The sequence below is a fragment of the Kocuria sabuli genome (assembly GCF_040981185.1).
Taxonomy (GTDB): Bacteria; Actinomycetota; Actinomycetes; order Actinomycetales; family Micrococcaceae; genus Kocuria; species Kocuria sabuli.
The window spans coordinates 77,910-94,632 of the sequence record NZ_JAVHZE010000007.1; the positions used below are offsets into that span (position 1 = coordinate 77,910).

General features: G+C 73.1%; 16 protein-coding genes. 9 read left to right on the forward strand and 7 right to left on the reverse strand.

Annotated elements, in window-relative coordinates; all coding sequences use genetic code 11:
* The first annotated feature begins 201 nt into the window (after nt 1-201).
* Both RE027_RS09130 and RE027_RS09135 read left to right on the forward strand, forming a co-directional pair.
* The gene (locus RE027_RS09130) at nt 202-996 is read left to right on the forward strand and encodes a GAF and ANTAR domain-containing protein (RefSeq protein WP_368807934.1); all 795 of its coding nucleotides are present in this window, start codon (nt 202-204) and stop codon (nt 994-996) included.
* Nucleotides 997-1,121: 125 nt separating this feature from the next.
* The gene (locus RE027_RS09135; RefSeq protein WP_368807935.1) at nt 1,122-1,457 is read left to right on the forward strand and encodes a hypothetical protein; all 336 of its coding nucleotides are present in this window, start codon (nt 1,122-1,124) and stop codon (nt 1,455-1,457) included.
* A gap of 79 nt (nt 1,458-1,536) precedes the next feature.
* Here the strand turns inward: RE027_RS09135 and RE027_RS09140 are convergent, their stop codons facing one another.
* The 3 genes from RE027_RS09140 to RE027_RS09150 are packed head-to-tail and all read right to left on the reverse strand — an operon-like array spanning nt 1,537 to nt 3,262.
* The gene (locus RE027_RS09140) at nt 1,537-2,409 is read right to left on the reverse strand and encodes a spermidine synthase (protein WP_368807936.1); all 873 of its coding nucleotides are present in this window, start codon (nt 2,407-2,409) and stop codon (nt 1,537-1,539) included.
* Nucleotides 2,406-2,891 (reverse strand): GNAT family N-acetyltransferase, encoded by a 486-nt coding sequence (locus tag RE027_RS09145; RefSeq protein ID WP_368807937.1) that lies wholly within the window; start codon nt 2,889-2,891, stop codon nt 2,406-2,408. Before RE027_RS09145 ends, RE027_RS09140 begins: the two co-directional genes overlap by 4 nt.
* Before the next feature lie 53 nt (nt 2,892-2,944).
* Nucleotides 2,945-3,262 (reverse strand): thiamine-binding protein, encoded by a 318-nt coding sequence (locus RE027_RS09150; RefSeq protein ID WP_368807938.1) that lies wholly within the window; start codon nt 3,260-3,262, stop codon nt 2,945-2,947.
* 187 nt (nt 3,263-3,449) lie between these two features.
* On the opposite strand from RE027_RS09150, the gene pta reads away from it, so the two are divergent.
* The 7 genes from pta to RE027_RS09185 all read left to right on the forward strand — a co-directional run bounded on the left by pta (nt 3,450) and on the right by RE027_RS09185 (nt 12,144).
* On the forward strand, nt 3,450-5,543 hold the full coding sequence (gene pta / locus RE027_RS09155) for a phosphate acetyltransferase (RefSeq protein ID WP_368807939.1): 2,094 nt from the start codon (nt 3,450-3,452) through the stop codon (nt 5,541-5,543).
* A 52-nt stretch (nt 5,544-5,595) separates the two neighbouring features.
* Nucleotides 5,596-6,750 (forward strand): acetate/propionate family kinase, encoded by a 1,155-nt coding sequence (locus RE027_RS09160; protein ID WP_368807940.1) that lies wholly within the window; start codon nt 5,596-5,598, stop codon nt 6,748-6,750.
* 150 nt (nt 6,751-6,900) lie between these two features.
* A complete protein-coding gene (locus tag RE027_RS09165; protein ID WP_368807941.1) occupies nt 6,901-7,431 on the forward strand; it encodes a carboxymuconolactone decarboxylase family protein in 531 nt (176 codons plus the stop codon).
* Nucleotides 7,428-8,417, forward strand: coding sequence for a pirin family protein (locus RE027_RS09170; protein ID WP_368807942.1), 990 nt, complete (start codon nt 7,428-7,430; stop codon nt 8,415-8,417). The genes RE027_RS09165 and RE027_RS09170 overlap by 4 nt, the downstream gene beginning before the upstream one ends.
* 122 nt (nt 8,418-8,539) lie before the next feature.
* A complete protein-coding gene (locus RE027_RS09175; protein WP_368807943.1) occupies nt 8,540-9,067 on the forward strand; it encodes a hypothetical protein in 528 nt (175 codons plus the stop codon).
* Between the two features lie 53 nt (nt 9,068-9,120).
* On the forward strand, nt 9,121-11,526 hold the full coding sequence (locus RE027_RS09180; RefSeq protein ID WP_368807944.1) for a TIM-barrel domain-containing protein: 2,406 nt from the start codon (nt 9,121-9,123) through the stop codon (nt 11,524-11,526).
* Between the two features lie 162 nt (nt 11,527-11,688).
* Nucleotides 11,689-12,144: a hypothetical protein gene (locus RE027_RS09185; protein WP_368807945.1), complete on the forward strand. Its 456-nt coding sequence runs from the start codon at nt 11,689-11,691 to the stop codon at nt 12,142-12,144.
* Between the two features lie 102 nt (nt 12,145-12,246).
* Here RE027_RS09185 and RE027_RS09190 read toward each other — a convergent pair whose 3' ends face one another.
* From RE027_RS09190 to RE027_RS09205, 4 genes are all read right to left on the reverse strand, one after another.
* Complete coding sequence (locus tag RE027_RS09190) at nt 12,247-13,392, reverse strand: AI-2E family transporter (protein ID WP_368807946.1); 1,146 nt, start codon at nt 13,390-13,392, stop codon at nt 12,247-12,249.
* 202 nt (nt 13,393-13,594) lie between these two features.
* A complete protein-coding gene (locus RE027_RS09195) occupies nt 13,595-14,866 on the reverse strand; it encodes a TRAP transporter large permease (protein WP_368807947.1) in 1,272 nt (423 codons plus the stop codon).
* Nucleotides 14,863-15,513 carry a TRAP transporter small permease gene (locus tag RE027_RS09200; protein WP_368807948.1) on the reverse strand — a complete coding sequence of 217 codons (651 nt, stop codon included), beginning with the start codon at nt 15,511-15,513 and terminating at the stop codon, nt 14,863-14,865. Before RE027_RS09200 ends, RE027_RS09195 begins: the two co-directional genes overlap by 4 nt.
* A complete protein-coding gene (locus tag RE027_RS09205; protein WP_368807949.1) occupies nt 15,510-16,439 on the reverse strand; it encodes a TRAP transporter substrate-binding protein in 930 nt (309 codons plus the stop codon). Before RE027_RS09205 ends, RE027_RS09200 begins: the two co-directional genes overlap by 4 nt.
* Nucleotides 16,440-16,723 lie beyond the last annotated feature (284 nt).

Below are 16,723 nucleotides of genomic sequence, written 5' to 3' on the forward strand. Positions count from 1 at the left end.
GTGGTGCGCTGCCGGGGAGGACTCCTCCCCGGCAGCGCACCACCCCTCACAGGGCCCGCGGTCCGGCGGGCAGGGCCCCGCGACACCTGTCCTCCGCCCGTGGGTACTTGCTGGTAAGGTTCTGCCGCCGGCGTGCATCCACGCCGGCCTCGACTGCGGCGAGGGGGCCCGCACACAGGATGGAACGGGTGGGCCTGACCCATGGTGGATCCGACGCTGATCGACGCGCGCTCGGTACAACTGGACGATCTCCTGCTGGCCTCGGAGGACCTGACGGACTTCCTCCAGCAGTTCGTGAGCACGGCGGCACGGAACCTCGCGGAGGACACCGAGGACCTGTGGTGCTCGGTCACGCTGCTGCGCGGTGCCGGCGCGGCCACGGTGGCCACCAGCCACGAACGGGCCGCCGCCCTCGACGAGGTCCAGTACGCCTTCGACAGCGGTCCCTGCCTCAGTGCGGCGGAGCAGCACCGGGTCGTGCTGCTGGCCGACACCCGTTCCGACCGGCACTGGCCCCCCTACAGCCGGGCGGCGGCGCAGCACGGGATACGGTCCGTGCTGGCCGTGCCCTTCGAGCTCGACGACGAGGCGCGGGCCGCGCTGAACGTCTACTCCGCGACGGTGCGCCAGTTCGACGCACGCACCACCCAGGTGATCGAGCGGGAGGTCGCCCTGGCCTCCCGCGCCCTGCGGCTGGCCCTGCGCCTGGCGCGGCAGCGGGAGACGCAGCTCGACATGGCCGCGGCCATGGCCTCGCGCGCCACGATCGACATGGCCATCGGCATCGTCATGGCCCGCCAGGACTGCACCCAGGACGAGTCCGTGGCCCTGCTGACCGCGGCGTCCAACCGCCGGAACGTCAAGCTGCGCGACGTCGCGGCGGAGCTGGTGGCCGCGGCGAACGGCGGATCGCCGAGCACGCACTTCAACCCCTCCGTGCCCCCTGCTGCCCGGACCCGGTCCGCGCCGTCGCCCTCGGACGGGGCGATGGCCTGACCGCGGACGGTCCGGTGGAGCCGGCTCCCCGCCGGCGGTGGCGTCCTCCGGGCCGGGTGGCTACGATCGAGGAGTGCGTCGAGTAGTCGGCCACGACTTTGTCGTAGCCAGCGAAAGAAGCTCTCGTGCACTCTCTTCCCGCCATCTCTCCCACTGTCGAGGCCCTGCCGACGCCCGCCCCGGCCCCTGAGGACACCTCCTCCCCCTCGGTGCACGACAGCACCGATCTCCCCGTCACGGACCTCCGGCCCGGCGGCAGCACCGTCCTCGATCCCGCCGAGGAGGTCACCGCGGACCTGGACGAGCTCCCGCTCGTGGACCTGCAGGTGCTCCACAGCCGTGTCACGAACCAGATCGAGCGCGAGCACCTCTCCCCCGAGGGCCCCCACCCGCTCACCCGGGACCGGCAGCAGGACGTGACGGCCGAGCTCACAGCCCGGGGTCTCGCCCGGGAGCCGTGAGCCCGGACCGGAGCGCTGCTCCCGGCCCCGCAGCTGCTGCGTCACGCGGCGGCCCCGTCCGCGCGGGCGGGCCGCGCGCTCAGGCGTCCCGGCGCGGCGGCGAACCGGCGACGAAGGACCGCGCCCAGGTCCCGTCCTTGTACTGGGCGGGCACCGCGCCGCCGAGCAGCTCCCGGGTCAGCGCCGCGGCCTCCGGCGAGCCGTCCACGGGCAGCGGCGCGGAGGAGGCGGCCAGCACGATGTTGCCGTAGCGGCGGCCCTTGAGCATCGCCGGGTCGGCCACGGCGCCGACGTGCTCGAAGACCTCGGACAGGGCGGCGAGCTCGGCCCGGGCCCCGGCGAGGTCCCGGGTGTCCCCGCAGTTGAGCACGTACAGCCCGCCGGGGGCCAGCACCCGCTCCACGTGCCGGGCGAACTCGACCGTGGTCAGCGGTTCCGGGGTCGTGGCCCCGGCGAACACGTCCCGGACCACGACGTCCCGGGTGGCCGCGGTCAGCGACTCGGTGACCGCGCGCGCCTCCCCCACCCGGAGGCGCAGCAGCGGGGCGCGCGGGAGGTCGAACCACTGCCGGACCAGCTCGGCGAGCCGCCCGTCGAGCTCGACGACGACCTGCCGCGCCGCCGGGTAGGCGTCGGCGAGGTACCGGGCCATCGAGCAGGCGCCCCCGCCGAGGTGCAGCACCCGCAGCGCGGAAGATTCCAGGTGCGCGGCGACGTGGGCGTCGACGAGCGCGGCGATCCAGCGCATGTACTCGAAGTCCAGCCGCTCGGGGTGCTCCGGGTCCACGTGGGAGGAGGGCACGCCGTTGACGTGCAGCACCCAGGAGCCGGGGGCGTACTCGTCCGGCACGAGCTCGGCCGTGCCGGTGGAGATCTCGTAGCTGCCGGCCGCCGGACCGTCGGGCGCCGCGGGCTCCGGCGCCCGGCGCCCGCGGCGGGCCGAGCGGCTCACGCCCGCCCCGTCCGCACCATCCGGTGCATGCGCCGGCCGGTCCACGGCCCGCCGGCGGGAAAGGACTCGTCCAGGGCGCGGAAGCCGTGCTTGACGTAGAAGTGCTCGGCGCGGTCGTTGCCGTCCATGATCCACAGGTACGCGTCCGCGGCGCCGACCGCCGCGTCCAGCAGCGCAGCGCCCAGGCCGCTGCCGTGGCTCGCGGCGAGCGTGTAGAGCTGGAACAGCTGCCGGGGGACCACGGGGCCGGGCACGCCGGCCCGGGACTCCCAGGCGGCAGGTGCCGGTCCGGCGCAGACCAGTCCGAGGGCGGCCCCGGAGTCGTCGACCGCCAGGAGGGTGCGCACGCGCGGATCGGCGAGGAGCTCGCGGTCGTAGCCGGCCGTGCGGTCGGCCGCGCCCTGCTGTCGCTCCGCGAAGGCGTCGCCGAAGAGCGGGCGGTAGGTCTCGTCGAGGCAGCGCAGGTGCAGGGCGGACCACACGGGGGCGTCGGCGACGCCCGCGGGCCGTACCCGCGCGGCCGTGGCGGCGCGGTTCAGGACTCGATCGCCTGCCGCCGGATCGCGGCCTCGAGCCGCTCGACCTTGCCCTCCAGCTCACCGGTGCGGCCGGGACGGATGTCGGCCTTGAGCACGAGGGACACGCGGGGACCGTAGTCGCCGACGGCCTCGGTGGCGCGCTTGACGACGTCCATGACCTCGTCCCACTCGCCCTCGATCGTGGTGAACATGGCATCGGTCTGGTGCGGCAGTCCGGAGTCGCGGACCACGCGGACGGCGGCGGCGACGGCGTCGTGCACGGACCCGGTGTCGTCGGAGCCACCGGACGGGGAGACGGAGAAGGCAACCAGCATGACCCCAGTCTCCCACCCCCGGCGCCCGGGGAGAACCCCGGGGGGGGACGAGGACACCCCGCCGCCGTTCCGCGCGCGTCGCAGGCCCCGGGGCAGGTGCGGCGCCGCCCGTCCGCGCGGACGGGCGGACCGTAGACTGGGGCGAGCACTCCAGCCCCGAGCCCGCCCACCGGAGGACGCCGACACCATGACCCGAGGCATCTACGTCAGTGCCATGACACCGCAGTCCGGCAAGTCGCTCGTGGCCCTCGGACTGGCCGACTCGCTGTTCCGCAAGACCGACCGCCTGGGCTACTTCCGCCCCGTCCACCTCGGGGCGAGCCCCGCGGAGGACCCGATGGTCCAGCTCATGAAGCGCAACTTTGACCTCCCGGACGAGCGGTGCCGCGGCGGGCTCTCGCTGGCCCGCACCCGGGAGCTGCTCGCCGCCGGGGACCACGACGAGCTCGACTCGATGGCCGTGAGCGTCTACGGCGAGATGGCCCGGCACTGCGACGTGGTCGTGGTGGACGGCACGGACCTGCTGGCGCACAACGCGGCGACCGCGGAGTTCGACATGAACGCCCGGATGGCCAACAACCTCGGCGCATCGGTCCTGGCCGTGATCGGCGCCGACGAGTCCGAGAGCCCCGAGGACGTCCTCAACGCGATCGAGGTGACCCGCGCCGAGCTCAACCAGGCCCGGTGCGACATCTTCGCCGTCATCGTCAACCGGGCCCGCCCCGAGTGGGTCGAGCGGCTGAGCGCCAACGCCGCCCGGGGCGTGCGCGGGCTGCCCGTCTACGTGCTCGCGGAGAACTCCGCGGTGGCCGCGCCCACCGTGGCGGAGCTGCGGGACCGGCACGGGTTCGGGGACGGGCCGTCCACCGTGTCCCTCGACCGCGACGTCAAGGGCGTGAAGATCGCCGCGATGACGGTGGCCCACTACCTCGAGCAGCTCGACGACGGCGACTTCGTCATCACGCCCGGGGACCGCTCCGACATCGTCGTCGCGTCCCTGGCCTCCGCCCTGTCCCCGGCGCTGCCGGTCCCCTCGGGGATGCTGCTGACCGGCGGCTTCGGCACCGAGGGGCGGATCCAGGAGCTCACCGCCGCCGCGCCCTTCCCCGTCCTGACCACGGAGCTCGACACCTACAGCGCCGCCCGCGCGGTCTCCCGCTCCCGCGGCACCCTCTCCGGGGCGCACCCGCGCAAGGTCGCGGCCGCGCTGGGCGAGTGGGCCCGGCGCGTCGACGGCGAGGAGCTCGTCAGCCGCCTCGACCTGCCGCGCCCGCTCCGGCGCACGCCGCTGCGCTTCCTGCACGAACTGGTCGAGGCGGCCCGCACGGACCGGAAGAACATCGTGCTGCCCGAGGGCGAGGACCCCCGCGTCCTGCGGGCCGCCGAGATGATCCACCGCCGCAACTTCTGCGACCTCACGATCCTGGGCGACCCCGCGCGGATCGCCCTGCTGTGCCAGACGGAGGGCATCAACCTCGACTTCGACGACGACGGCCTCACGCTCGTCGACTTCGAGCACGACGAGGCGCTGCGCGAGAAGTACGCCGGCGAGTACGTGCGGCTGCGCTCCCACAAGGGCGTGCAGCGGGACACGGCCCTGGAGCGGATGCTCGACGGCTCCTACTTCGGCACCATGATGGTGCAGATGGGCGACGTGGACGGCATGGTCTCCGGCGCCGCGCACACCACCGCCAACACGATCCGCCCGGCCCTCGAGTTCGTGAAGACCTCCGAGGGCGTGAAGATCGTCTCCTCCGTGTTCTTCATGCTCCTCGAGGACCGCGTGCTGGCCTACGGCGACTGCGCCGTCAACCCGAACCCGGACGCGCAGCAGCTCGCGGACATCGCGCTCGCCTCGGCCCGCACGGCCCGCCAGTTCGGGGTGGAGCCCAAGGTCGCGATGCTGTCCTACTCCACCGGCGGCTCCGGCTCCGGCCAGGACGTGGAGAAGGTCCGTGCGGCCACCGAGATCGTGCGCGGCGCGGACCCGGACCTCGAGGTCGAGGGCCCCATCCAGTACGACGCCGCGGTGGACGCCTCCATCGCGGCGTCCAAGCTGCCCGGCTCCACCGTGGCCGGGCAGGCGACCGTGTTCGTCTTCCCGGACCTCAACACCGGCAACAACACCTACAAGGCCGTCCAGCAGTCCGCCGGGGCCGTGGCCGTGGGCCCGGTCCTGCAGGGGCTGCGCAGGCCGGTCAACGACCTCTCGCGGGGCTGCACCGTGGACGACATCGTCAACACGGTCGCGATCACCGCGATCCAGGCCCAGCACATGTGAGCCGGCGCTCCGCCGGCCCGTCCTCGTCCCGACCGTCCCAGGGAGTCCCACCATGCTCGTGCTCGTCGTCAACTGCGGCTCGTCCTCGCTGAAGTACCAGGTCCGGGAGCTGGATCCCGGCGCCGACGGCGGCACCGTGCTCACCTCCGGGCTGATCGAGAACATCGGCAGCTCGCGGATCGCGGACCACACCCAGGCCCTGGAGCTGCTCGCCGAGCGCCTCGAGGACGAGCTGGACGGACGGGGCATCGACGCCGCGGGCCACCGCGTGGTGCACGGCGGCGAGCTGTTCTCCGAGCCGGCGCTCGTGGACGGCGGGACCATCGGGGCGATCGAGGAGCTCTCCCCGCTGGCGCCCCTGCACAACCCCGCCGCCGTCCTGGGCCTGCGCGCCGTCCAGCAGAAGTGGCCGCAGCTGCCGCAGGTGTGCGTGTTCGACACCGCGTTCCACGGCACCATGCCCGAGCACGTGTGGCGCTACGCCGTGCCCGAGGAGTTCTACGAGCGCTGGGGCATCCGCCGCTACGGCTTCCACGGCACGTCCCACGACTGGGTGACGGGACAGGCGGCGCAGTTCCTGGGCGTGCCGCGCGAGCGGTTCAGCTGCGTGGTGGCCCACCTGGGCAACGGCGCCTCGGTCACGGCGGTCAAGGACGGCCGGTCCTACGACACGTCGATGGGCTACACCCCCCTGGCGGGCCTGGTGATGGGCACCCGCACCGGGGACCTGGACCCGTCCGTGGTCACCGCCGTCCTGCGCCGGGACCCGGAGCTGACCCCCGAGCGGCTCGACGCCGTGCTGAACAAGGAGTCCGGGCTGCGGGCCGTGGCCGGCGACCACGACATGCGCGCGGTGCAGGAGGCCGCCGAGCGCGGCGACGAGCGCGCCGAGCTGGCGCTGGAGATGGCGGCCTACCGCCTGGCGAAGTACGTGGGCGGCTACCACGTGGCCGTGGACGGTGCGCAGGCCCTGGTGTTCACCGCCGGGATCGGGGAGAACGCCGCGCCGTTCCGGGCCCGGGTCTGCGACCGGCTCGGCGCCCTGGGGATCCGGCTCGACGACGACGCTAACGCCGCCCGCTCGCGCGAGACCCGCCGCATCTCGGCCCCGGACTCGGCGGTCGAGGTGCTCGTGGTGCCCACCGACGAGGAGCAGGCGATCGCCGCGGCCACCGCGGCGCTGGTCACCGGCCCGGCGGCCGGCTGAGCGGTCCGCGACTTTCCGCCGCGCCGTCGTGCGGTGCCGTCCCGCCGTGCGCCGGGGCCCGCCCTTGACGGGGTGGGCGCCGGGGTGTCTGCTGGGGAGAGCGGTCCGGGCGATCGTCGGGCCGGACCGCGCCGACGATGAGGAGAACCCATGACGGCCCGTGACCGCTTCTTCCTCGACAAGTCCGATCCGGACAGCTGGCGCGCGCTCAACGGGCTGGCCGGCGCGGTCGCCGAGGCCGCCGAGGAGGCCGGTCTCGGCCGGGCGGTGCTCGAGCTGGTCAACGTGCGGATCTCCCAGCTCAACGGGTGCGCCTACTGCCTGGACCTGCACGTCCGCTACGCCGTGAAGGCGGGGGTGAGCACCCAGCAGCTGGCCGTGCTGACCGCCTGGCGCGAGGCCGAGGCCCTGTACACCGACCTCGAGCGCGCGGCGCTGGCCGTCGGCGAGGCCGCCACGGTCCTGCCCGAGGAGCAGGAGCGCACGGCCGAGCTCGCCGAGGCCCGGGAAGCGCTGACCGATGCCCAGTTCTCGGCGCTGCAGTGGGCGGCGGTGACGATGAACGCCTTCAACCGGATCTCGATCCTCTCCCGGCACCCCGTCCGGTCCCGGACCGCCGCACCGAGGACCCCGGCCCCGGCCACCCCGGCGCCGTCGAACGGATCCGGAGGACAGTCGTGACCAACCTGGACGCCCACCCCCAGGAGGTCGTCTGCGCGGACGGCGGCGGCGGCGCGCAGCTGCTCCCGCCGCGCGACGTGCCCCTGGGCGGGCCCCGGGCGATGACCGTGCGCCGGACCCTGCCCCAGCGCCGGCGCAGCCTGATCGGCTCCTGGTGCTTCCTGGACCACTACGGCCCCGACCCGGTCTCCGCGTCCGGGGGGATGGCCGTGGCCCGGCACCCGCACACCGGGCTGGCCACGGTGAGCCTGCTCTTCACCGGCGCGATCGCCCACCGGGACTCCGCCGGGTACGACGCGATCGTGCGTCCCGGCGAGGTCAACCTCATGGTCGCCGGGCGCGGGATCTCCCACCAGGAGTTCTCGACCCCGGGCACCGACCTCCTGCACGGGGTGCAGCTGTGGTACGCGCTGCCGGACGGGACCCGGCACACGGCCCCGGGCCTCGAGCGCTACGCGCCGGAGCCCGTGCACGGTCCGGGCAGCCGGCTGCTGGTGTACGTGGGTTCCCTGGCCGGCTCCGTCTCCCCCGTGCAGACCCGCACCCCGCCGCTGCTGGCCGCCGAGATCGCCCTGGACGCCGGCGCCCGGCTGGAGCTCGACCTGGACCCGGCCTGCGAGCACGGGGTGCTGCTCGACGCCGGGGACCTGGTGCTCGACGGGGAACCGGTGCCGGAGGACCACCTGGTCTACCTGCCCCTCGGCAGGGGAAGCGTGGTCCTTGAGGCCGGGCTGCGCCCGGTGCGGGCGCTGCTGATCGGCGGGGAGCCCCTGGGCGAGCAGATCGTCATGTGGTGGAACTTCGTGGGGCGCAGCCACGAGGAGGTCGCCTCCTACCGGGCGGCCTGGCAGGCCGAGATCGGGGCCGAGCCGGCGCCGGCCGGCGACGAGGCGTCGACCCCGCGCTTCGGCCCCTATCCCGCGGGGCAGCCCGCTCCGCTGCCGGCCCCCGCCCTGCCCACCGTCCAGCTGCGCCCGCGCGGCTGAGCGGCGGCGCTCGACGACTCGCCCGGTGCTCCGCACCGGCGAACGGCCGGGGAAGCCGGATCAGCGGATAGGTTCGGTGCTGAGCCCCGACGGGTTCCCGTCCTGCCGCGAGGAGGCCCTCCATGTCCCAGTACCCGTACGGCCCGCACAGCGCCCACGGCCCCGGCACCCCGGGGAGTCCCTGGGCGGCCGGGCGCATCCCGCCGGCGACCCCGGACCTGCGGCTGCTGCTGAAGCTGACGATGGCGTCCTTCGCGCTGAGCGTGCTCGGGAGCCTGATCGGCTACGCGGCCTCGTCGGAGCAGCTGGCCGCGGCGCCGGGTGTCCCCTTCCTCGGGACGGGCTTCGTGCTCGCGAGCGCGGTGCTGGGCATCGGCATCAACGCGGGCCTCTACGCCCTGGTGTACTTCCCCCTGCGCGAGCAGCGGCAGTGGGCCTGGATCCTCGGCATCGTCTTCGCCTCCCTGGCCGTCCTCGGGACCCTGGTCAACGTCGTGCTGTTCCTCGCCGTGCCCGCGGTTCCTGCCATGTCCGGAGTGCAGGGCGCGATGCAGCCGCTGTATCTGCTGCCCGCCGCGCTCAAGCTGGTGGTGGACGTGGTCTGGCTCGTCGTGGCCGTCCGTCCGGGCGTGCGCGCCGCCCTGCGCTAGCCGGTCCGCACGGGCCCGGGCGGGTCCCGCCCCCGTCGTCCTACGCTGGGGTCATGCCGCTCCCCCGATTCCGTCCCACCGGCCAGGGCACCCCGGAGCCCGGCGCCGTCGTCGCCGGCGAGCACTACCGCATCACCGTGCTCACCGACGGGCTGCTCCGCCTGGAGTACAGTCCCGGCGGCCGGTTCGAGGACCGCCCGTCCGCCTTCGCCGTGCACCGCCGGTTCCCGGTGCCGCAGTTCCGCGTCCGGCGCTCGGAGGCCGGAGTCGAGCTGTTCACCGACCGGGTGCACCTGAGCTACGACGAGCGGGAGTTCAGCCCCTCCGGCTTGTCCGTGCAGGTGCGGGGCGGCGTGACCAGCTACCACAGCGTGTGGCGCTACGGCACGCCGGCCCCCACGCTCGGCGGGACCGCCCGCACCCTCGACGAGGCCGACGGGCCCGTTCCGCTCGAACCGGGCACCACCTCCCGCGAGGGGTTCGGCGTGATCGACGACTCCGGCTCGGTGCTGCTGACGGAGGACGGCTGGTACGCGCCGCGCGCCCGGGAGGAGGGCGCGGTGGACCTCTACTTCTTCGGCTACGGCCACGACCACCAGGAGGCCCTGCGGGCCCTCTACGCCCTGTCCGGGCCGCAGCCGGTGCTGCCCCGCTACGCCCTGGGCAACTGGTGGAGCCGCTACCACGCCTACGACGAGACCGAGTACCGGGAGCTGATGGCCGAGTTCGCCCGGCGCCGGCTGCCCTTCTCCGTGCTGGTCGTGGACATGGACTGGCACCTCACGGACGAGCACGTGGAGCGCCACCACGGTTCCGGCTGGACCGGCTACACCTGGAACCGGGAGCTCTTCCCGGACCCGCGGCGCTTCCTGGCGTGGGCGCACGAGCACGGGCACCGCGTCACGCTCAACCTGCACCCGGCCGACGGCGTGCGCTCCTTCGAGGACCACTATCCCTCCGTGGCCGAGGCCCTGGGGCGGGACCCCGCCACGGAGGAGCCGGTGGCCTTCGACGTCACCGACCGGGAGTTCATGGCCGCGTACTTCGAGGTCCTGCACCGGAGCCTGGAGGCTGACGGCGTGGACTTCTGGTGGATCGACTGGCAGTCCGGCAAGCACTCCCGGGTGCCGGGGGTCGACCCGCTGTGGGTGCTCAACCACTACCACTTCCTGGACTCGGCCTCGGGCGGGCGGCGGCCGCTGATCCTCTCCCGGTACGCGGGGCCCGGCAGCCACCGCTACCCCGTGGGGTTCTCGGGGGACACGGTCATCTCCTGGGCCTCGCTGGCCTTCCAGCCGTACTTCACCGCCACGGCGGCGAACATCGGGTTCGGCTGGTGGAGCCACGACATCGGAGGGCACATCTTCGGCGCCCGCGACGACGAGCTGGCCACCCGGTGGCTGCAGTTCGGGGTGTTCTCCCCCGTGCTGCGCCTGCACTCGGGCAACAACGACTTCATCGCCAAGGAGCCGTGGCGCTACCGCTCCCCCTACGCCGAGGCCATGGAGCGCGGCCTGCGGCTGCGCCACCGCCTCCTCCCCTACCTGCACACGGCGAACCGCGCCGCCGCCGTGGAGGGGGTGCCCCTGGTCCGTCCCCTGTACTTCGAGCACCCGGAGGCGGAGCAGGCCTACCGCTACCGCAACCAGTACCTGTTCGGCCCCGAGCTGATGGTCGCCCCGGTCACCGTCCCGCTGGATCCCGTGCTCACCCGCGCCGCCGTGCCGGTGTGGTTGCCGGAGGGCTCCTGGACGGATCTGTTCACCGGCACCGTCTACGACGGCGGACGGGAGCTCGTCCTGCACCGCGGCCTCGACGACGTGCCCGTCCTGGCGCGGGCGGGCGCCATCGTCCCGCTGGCCGGCTCCGGCGGCGACGCCGCGCCGGGGATCGGCAATCCCGCGGAGCTGGAGGTGCTCGTGGTCGCCGGGGCCTCCCACGGGGCCGTCCTGGACGAGGACGACGACGGCGGCGACGGCCGGGACCCGGCCCGCTGGGCCCGCACGGAGCTGGCCCTGGACGTGGCGGCCGGGCAGTTCACGATCGGTCCCGCGCACGGCAACCTCGGCTGCCTGCCGCCGGCCCGGACCTGGACCGTCACGGTCCTCGGTGCGGGCGAGCTGACCGACCCCGCCGTGACGGTGGACGGCGAGACCGTGCCCGCGTCCGTCGTGCGGCGGGACGGGCGGGTCTCGGTGACCGTTCCGGACGTCCCGCCCGGAGCGGGTGTCGTGGTCCGCTCCCCGGGCCTGCGCACGACGGCCGTGCCGGATCCGGGGGCCCGTGTCTTCGACCTGCTCAACGACGCCCAGATCGGCTACGACGTCAAGCAGCGCATCCACGAGGCCGTCCGGCGGGACCCCGTGGCGGCGCTCGGCCAGGCCCCGGCCCTGGGCGCCGAGGGGCCGCTGCTCAGCGCGCTCGCCGAGCTGGTCCTGGCCGTGCGGGACCGCGGCTGAGCCCGGGCGCCGTGGGCGGTGCTGGGCGTGGCCCTGCCGCACCGCGGCCGACCCGCCCCGCTCGGCCGCGCACCGGCGGGGACCGCGGCGGGTTGTACGCTGTGCGAAACCACCTTCCGGTGCGTGTGCCGTCCCCCTGTTGGCAGGAGTACCCAGCTCGTCATGTCCGTCGTTCTGCGGGGTCGGCCCCGCGCCTATGTCGCCGCGCCGGTGGCCCCGGCCAACGGACTGTTCCGGGCCATCAACTGGGCCTTCGACCAGGCCGAGGAGCTCACCTGGGGCGATCTCGGCATCCTCGTGGCCGACCCGGTCATGGTCGCGCAGCTGAGCCACCTGCACCGGCTCCGGGCGCGCGGGGTGCGCATCGGCACCGCCGAGCAGGCCGCGCGGGCCCGGTCCTTCCACGGGGTGGTGATCGCCTACTGCCCCGACCGCTCGATGCTCACCGCCGCCGAGGCCCTGCCCGGGGTCCGGGGCCTGGCCGCGGTCGCGCTGCACAACGACCAGCTGGCGGACTGGGTGGCCGCCTGCGCACCGCAGCACCTGGGCGGAGACGCCCTGCCGGCCGGGGCCACGGCACCCGCACGCTCCGCCGGCCCCCTCCAGCCCAGCCCCTGACCTGCCCGGAGGGCGCCCGGCCGGACGGTGCAGCGCCGACGGTGCACGGAGCGGTCACCGTGCTGCCCCGGCCCGGAACCCGGGGGCACCTTTCCGCGGGCGTCATCCCCGTGCCGGGCCGGATCGTTCCGGGAGCACGGCGCCCGAGCGCGCTTCTCGACCCGAGGGCGAGCCGGGTGCGCGGGGGTCCGGGAACCAGATCCGGATCAGGGCCCAGCCCACCGCGGTCAGGGGCACGGCCAGCACCGCTCCCACGATGCCGGAGAGGATCCCTCCCCCGGCCAGGGCCAGCAGCACCACCAGCGGGTGCAGGCTCAGCGCCCGGCCCATCACCATGGGCTGGAGCACCCGGCCGTCGAGCTGGTTGATGGCCACCACGACCGCCACCACGACCAGCGCCACCACCGGGCCGTTGGCCACCAGCGCCACCAGGGCCGCCACGGCTCCGATCAGGGCCGCCCCGACGATCGGGACGAAACCGCCCAGGAAGATCAGCACGGCCAGGGGCAGCGCCAGCGGCACCCCGAGCACGAGCAGGGTCACCCCGATCACCACCGCCTCCAGCAGGGCCACCACGGCGGTGCCCCGCACGTAGTTGCCCAGCACGTGCAGGGTCGTGACCCCCGAGGCCAGCAGCCGCTCCAGGGTCTCGCCGTGGAAACGGCCCAGGAAGAAATGCCAGATCCGGGCCCCGTCCTGGAGGAAGAAGAAGAGGATGACGGCGGCCAGCACGGCGCCGGTGAGCACCTGGGTGGCCGCGGAGATCCCGAGCAGCGCCCCGGCGCCGAACCGGGGGCTGGTGGTGAAGTCCACGACGGCGGTGATGGCCTCGTCGAGGGCCTGCTGACCGATCGGGACGGGTCCCGCCACGATGAACTCCCGCAGCCGTTCCAGCCCGGCCACCGCGGAGACCACCAGCTCGTCCCACTCGCTGCGCACGGCGAGGACGATGCCCGTGACCACGCCGCCCAGCACCACGAGCGCGGCCAGGAAGGTGATCCAGGTGGCCAGGGTGCCGGGCACGCGGTGCCGGCGGAGGAGGGCGACGACCGGGTTCAGCGCCGCGGCCAGGATCAGGGCGATCATCAGGGGGATCACCACGAGCTTGAGCTGGATCAGCCCGTAGACCACCACGACGGCCGCGGCGAGCAGCACCAGCCCCTGCAGGGCCCGGATGGTGGCCCGCCCCATCGCGTCGGCCCACAGGTCGCGGGTGTGCGAGGTGCTGCGGTGGCGTGGGCGCGTCATGGGAACTCGCCTCCCAGGGGTGATCCGCTGAGGACCCGTGTTCAGGATGCGCCCGGGGACGGCGATTGCCAAGCACCGAGGTCACCGCGGTCGCCCGGAGGCCCCCTGCGACCCCGAGGGCACGGACACGGGCCTGGATCCAGGGAGGTGGATCCAGGCCCGTGTCGGCAGGCGTTCCGGTCGCCGAGCGCCCTTTTCGGGATCAGATCACTCCGACCCACTGCGGGAAGAAGGCGACGACGACCACGACGAGGGCGGCGAGGAGGTAGAAGGGCCACAGGGCCTTGGTGGTCTCGATGACGGAGACCTTGCCGATCGACGCCGAGATGTAGAGGGTGGTGCCGAACGGTGGGGTGTAGAGGCCGATCGCCAGGGTCGTCACCATGATCAGGCCCAGGTGGACGGGATCCATCTCCACGGCGGTGGCCAGCGGGAGCAGCACCGGGGTGAGGAGCAGGATCGCCGGTGCCATGTCGAGGAACATGCCGGTCAGCAGCAGGATCAGCACGATCGCCAGGATGACGGTGGTGCGGGACTGGAAGTTCTCCGTCATGAAGGCGGCCAGGGACTGGGGTGCTTCCTGGATGGTGAGCAGCCACGCCAGGGCACTGGAGAACATGATCAGCAGGAGGACGACCGCGCTGGCGGCGGCCGAGTTCACGATGATCTTGATCAGCTGTGAGGTGTTCAGGTCGTGGTACAGCAGCACCCGGACGGCCACCGCGTAGACGACGGCGAGCACGGCCACCTCGGTCACCGTGGCGATGCCGGTGAACAGCACCACGCGGATGAGGATGACGGGGATGATGATCGCCGGTGTGGCGAAGAGCAGGTCGATCAGGAAGCGTTTCGGGGTCAGCTTGGCACGGATCCGGGGGAAGCCCTCGCGGACGGCGACGAACCAGCAGCCGAAGAGCAACAGGCCCGCCATGAGGATGCCCGGTCCGATCCCGGCGTTGAAGACGGCCGCGACGGACACCCCGGAGGCGGCGGCGAACAGGATCATCGGGATCGAGGGCGGGATGATGACGCCCAGGACGGAGGACGACGCGTTGACCGCTGCGCCGTACCCGGCCGAGTACCCGATCTTCTTCGTCCACGGAATGACGACCTTGCCGATGCCCGTGGCGTCGGCCACGGCGGAGCCGGAGATGCCGGAGAAGGCCACGTTGGTGAGCACGTTCGTCATGCCGACGCCTCCGCGGAAACGCCCCACGACCCGGGTGGCCAGCCCGATCACCTGTCGGCCGAGCGTGCCGCTGAACAACAGCTCCGCGGTGAGGATGAAGAAGGGAATGGCCAGCATCGAGTAGTCGGACAGGGGACTGACCGACTGCTGGGTCAGCGCCTCCATGGGCAGGGAGCCCAGGACGAACAGCCCCACGACGGTGCCGGCGATGATCGCGAAGGCGACCGGCACCCCCGCCATGAGCAGGGCGATGAAAATAAATGTGGCGAGTGCTACCTCGATCATGCCGGCATCCCCTTGAGGTGTCCTGTGGTGGTGTCGTCCCGGAAGGTCTCTGCGTGGGCAGGACCGTGGCGCCAGAGCAGGTAGGTCCGGGCGGCTGCCTGCAGCGCCAGGCAGGCCGTCATGACGATGAAGGCGCTGAAACTGCCCAGCTGGGGCCATCCCATGATCGGGCTCGTCTGCTCGGCGATGGGGCCGGCCATGTAGATCCCCAGGTAGGTGAGGTAGGCCGCGAGGATCGTGACGAAGATCCAGATCGCCAGCTGCGCCCGGGCGTAGCCCTTCTCCCCCAGGCGGGAGACCAGGACGTCGACGGCGACGTGCCCCAGCTGCGCCTGGGCGACGATGGCTCCTCCGGCGATGAGCCAGGGGAAGAAGTACGACGGGCCCTCCGCCGCGATCGGGATGCTGGAGTTGAAGAAGTAGCGCAGGATCACCGAAGCGGTGACCAGTGCGGTGATCCCCACGGTGAGCACCACGCAGAGGGTGCCACCGATGCGGAGGAAGATCCGGTTGACGGGGTCCGTGGCGTGCAGGGGCTCGTTGGCCTCACCGGTCGTGTCGAGGACGGCGAGATCCTCCTCGGTGATGACGGGGGTCTCACGTCCCTCCGCCCCGGATGCCGTCGTCTTCGCGTTCGTGGACATCATGCCTGCTTTCCGTGCTCGGCTCGGGAGGACTCGGCAGCCGAGGTGAGGGCCGCGAAGAACTCGGGGTGCTGTTGCTGCCAGGCGTCGAACACCGGCCGGGTGGCTTCCCGGAACTGGCCCCGGTCCGGGCGCGTGTACTCGAGCACCGACTCGAACTCCTGGTAGATCTCGGCGGTCTGCTCGGCCATCAGGTCTCTCTGCGTGCGCTTGGCCTCCTCGGCCGCGTCCTCGATCACGGTGCGGATGTCGGAGTCCATCCGTTCCCACCGCTGCGTCGACATCACGAAGGGGTTGACCTGGTACTGGTGGCCGATGACCGCCAGGTGGCTCTGGACCTCCTGGAGCGAGGCGGACTTGATGTTGACCACCGGGTTCTCCTGCCCGTCCACAGCGCCCTGGCGCAGGGCCAGGTAGAGCTCGCCGAAGGCCAGCGGAGTGGGGTTCGCCCCCAGCTGCGAGAAGATGCTGATCGTCATCTGGTCGTCGGGGACGCGGATCTTCAGTCCGCGAAGATCCTCGGGCGACCGGATGGGCCGCTTGCTGTTGGTGATGTCCCGCATCCCGTTGTCCCAGAACCCGAGGACGTGGAAGCCCTTCTCCTCCGCCTTCCGCCGCAGGTAGTCCTGCACCTCTCCTCCGTCCACGACCGCGTGGGCGTGCTCGCTGCTCTCGAACAGGAAGGGCAGGCCGATCAGCGCCGCCTCGGGCACGTAGGAGGAGAAGGGCCCCTGGGAGTTGATCGTCATGTCCAGCGACCCGGAGGCGGTGGACACCATCATCTCGGAGTCGGAGCCCACGGACTCCTGCCCCAGGATCTGGATCTCCACCTCGCCGTTGGACTTCTCACGGACGAGTTCCTGGAACTGGATGGCACCCAGGGCCCGCGGGTTGCCGGGGGCCGCTCCGTGCCCCAGGATGATCCGCACCGAATCCGTGTTCCGTGGGCCGGACCCGCCGGCACACCCGGACAGCGCCACCGCCCCGCAACCAGCAGCCAGGGCCTTCAGTACGGCGCGACGGCCTATTGGCGTTCCACGGGTCATGGTCTCTCCTCGTACGGGTAGGTGTGCCGGGGCGTTCAGGAGGCCGGCGGGAACGCTCCTCGGAGCGGCGCAGCGGCGCGGAGACCCCCGCCTGCCTCGGACGCCGACGGATCCTCAGCGCCGCCCCGATGTCGACGTGGTCGTCGGCGAGTCCGCAGACGGAGGAG

Coding starts and splice junctions, on each gene's coding strand:
- RE027_RS09130 (WP_368807934.1), top strand. CDS start 202: ATGGTGGATCCGACGCTGATCGACGCGCGCTCGGTACAACTGGACGAT.
- RE027_RS09150 (WP_368807938.1), bottom strand. CDS start 3,262: ATGCTGGTTGCCTTCTCCGTCTCCCCGTCCGGTGGCTCCGACGACACC.
- pta (WP_368807939.1), top strand. CDS start 3,450: ATGACCCGAGGCATCTACGTCAGTGCCATGACACCGCAGTCCGGCAAG.
- RE027_RS09160 (WP_368807940.1), top strand. CDS start 5,596: ATGCTCGTGCTCGTCGTCAACTGCGGCTCGTCCTCGCTGAAGTACCAG.
- RE027_RS09165 (WP_368807941.1), top strand. CDS start 6,901: ATGACGGCCCGTGACCGCTTCTTCCTCGACAAGTCCGATCCGGACAGC.
- RE027_RS09175 (WP_368807943.1), top strand. CDS start 8,540: ATGTCCCAGTACCCGTACGGCCCGCACAGCGCCCACGGCCCCGGCACC.
- RE027_RS09180 (WP_368807944.1), top strand. CDS start 9,121: ATGCCGCTCCCCCGATTCCGTCCCACCGGCCAGGGCACCCCGGAGCCC.
- RE027_RS09185 (WP_368807945.1), top strand. CDS start 11,689: ATGTCCGTCGTTCTGCGGGGTCGGCCCCGCGCCTATGTCGCCGCGCCG.
- RE027_RS09190 (WP_368807946.1), bottom strand. CDS start 13,392: ATGACGCGCCCACGCCACCGCAGCACCTCGCACACCCGCGACCTGTGG.
- RE027_RS09195 (WP_368807947.1), bottom strand. CDS start 14,866: ATGATCGAGGTAGCACTCGCCACATTTATTTTCATCGCCCTGCTCATG.
- RE027_RS09200 (WP_368807948.1), bottom strand. CDS start 15,513: ATGATGTCCACGAACGCGAAGACGACGGCATCCGGGGCGGAGGGACGT.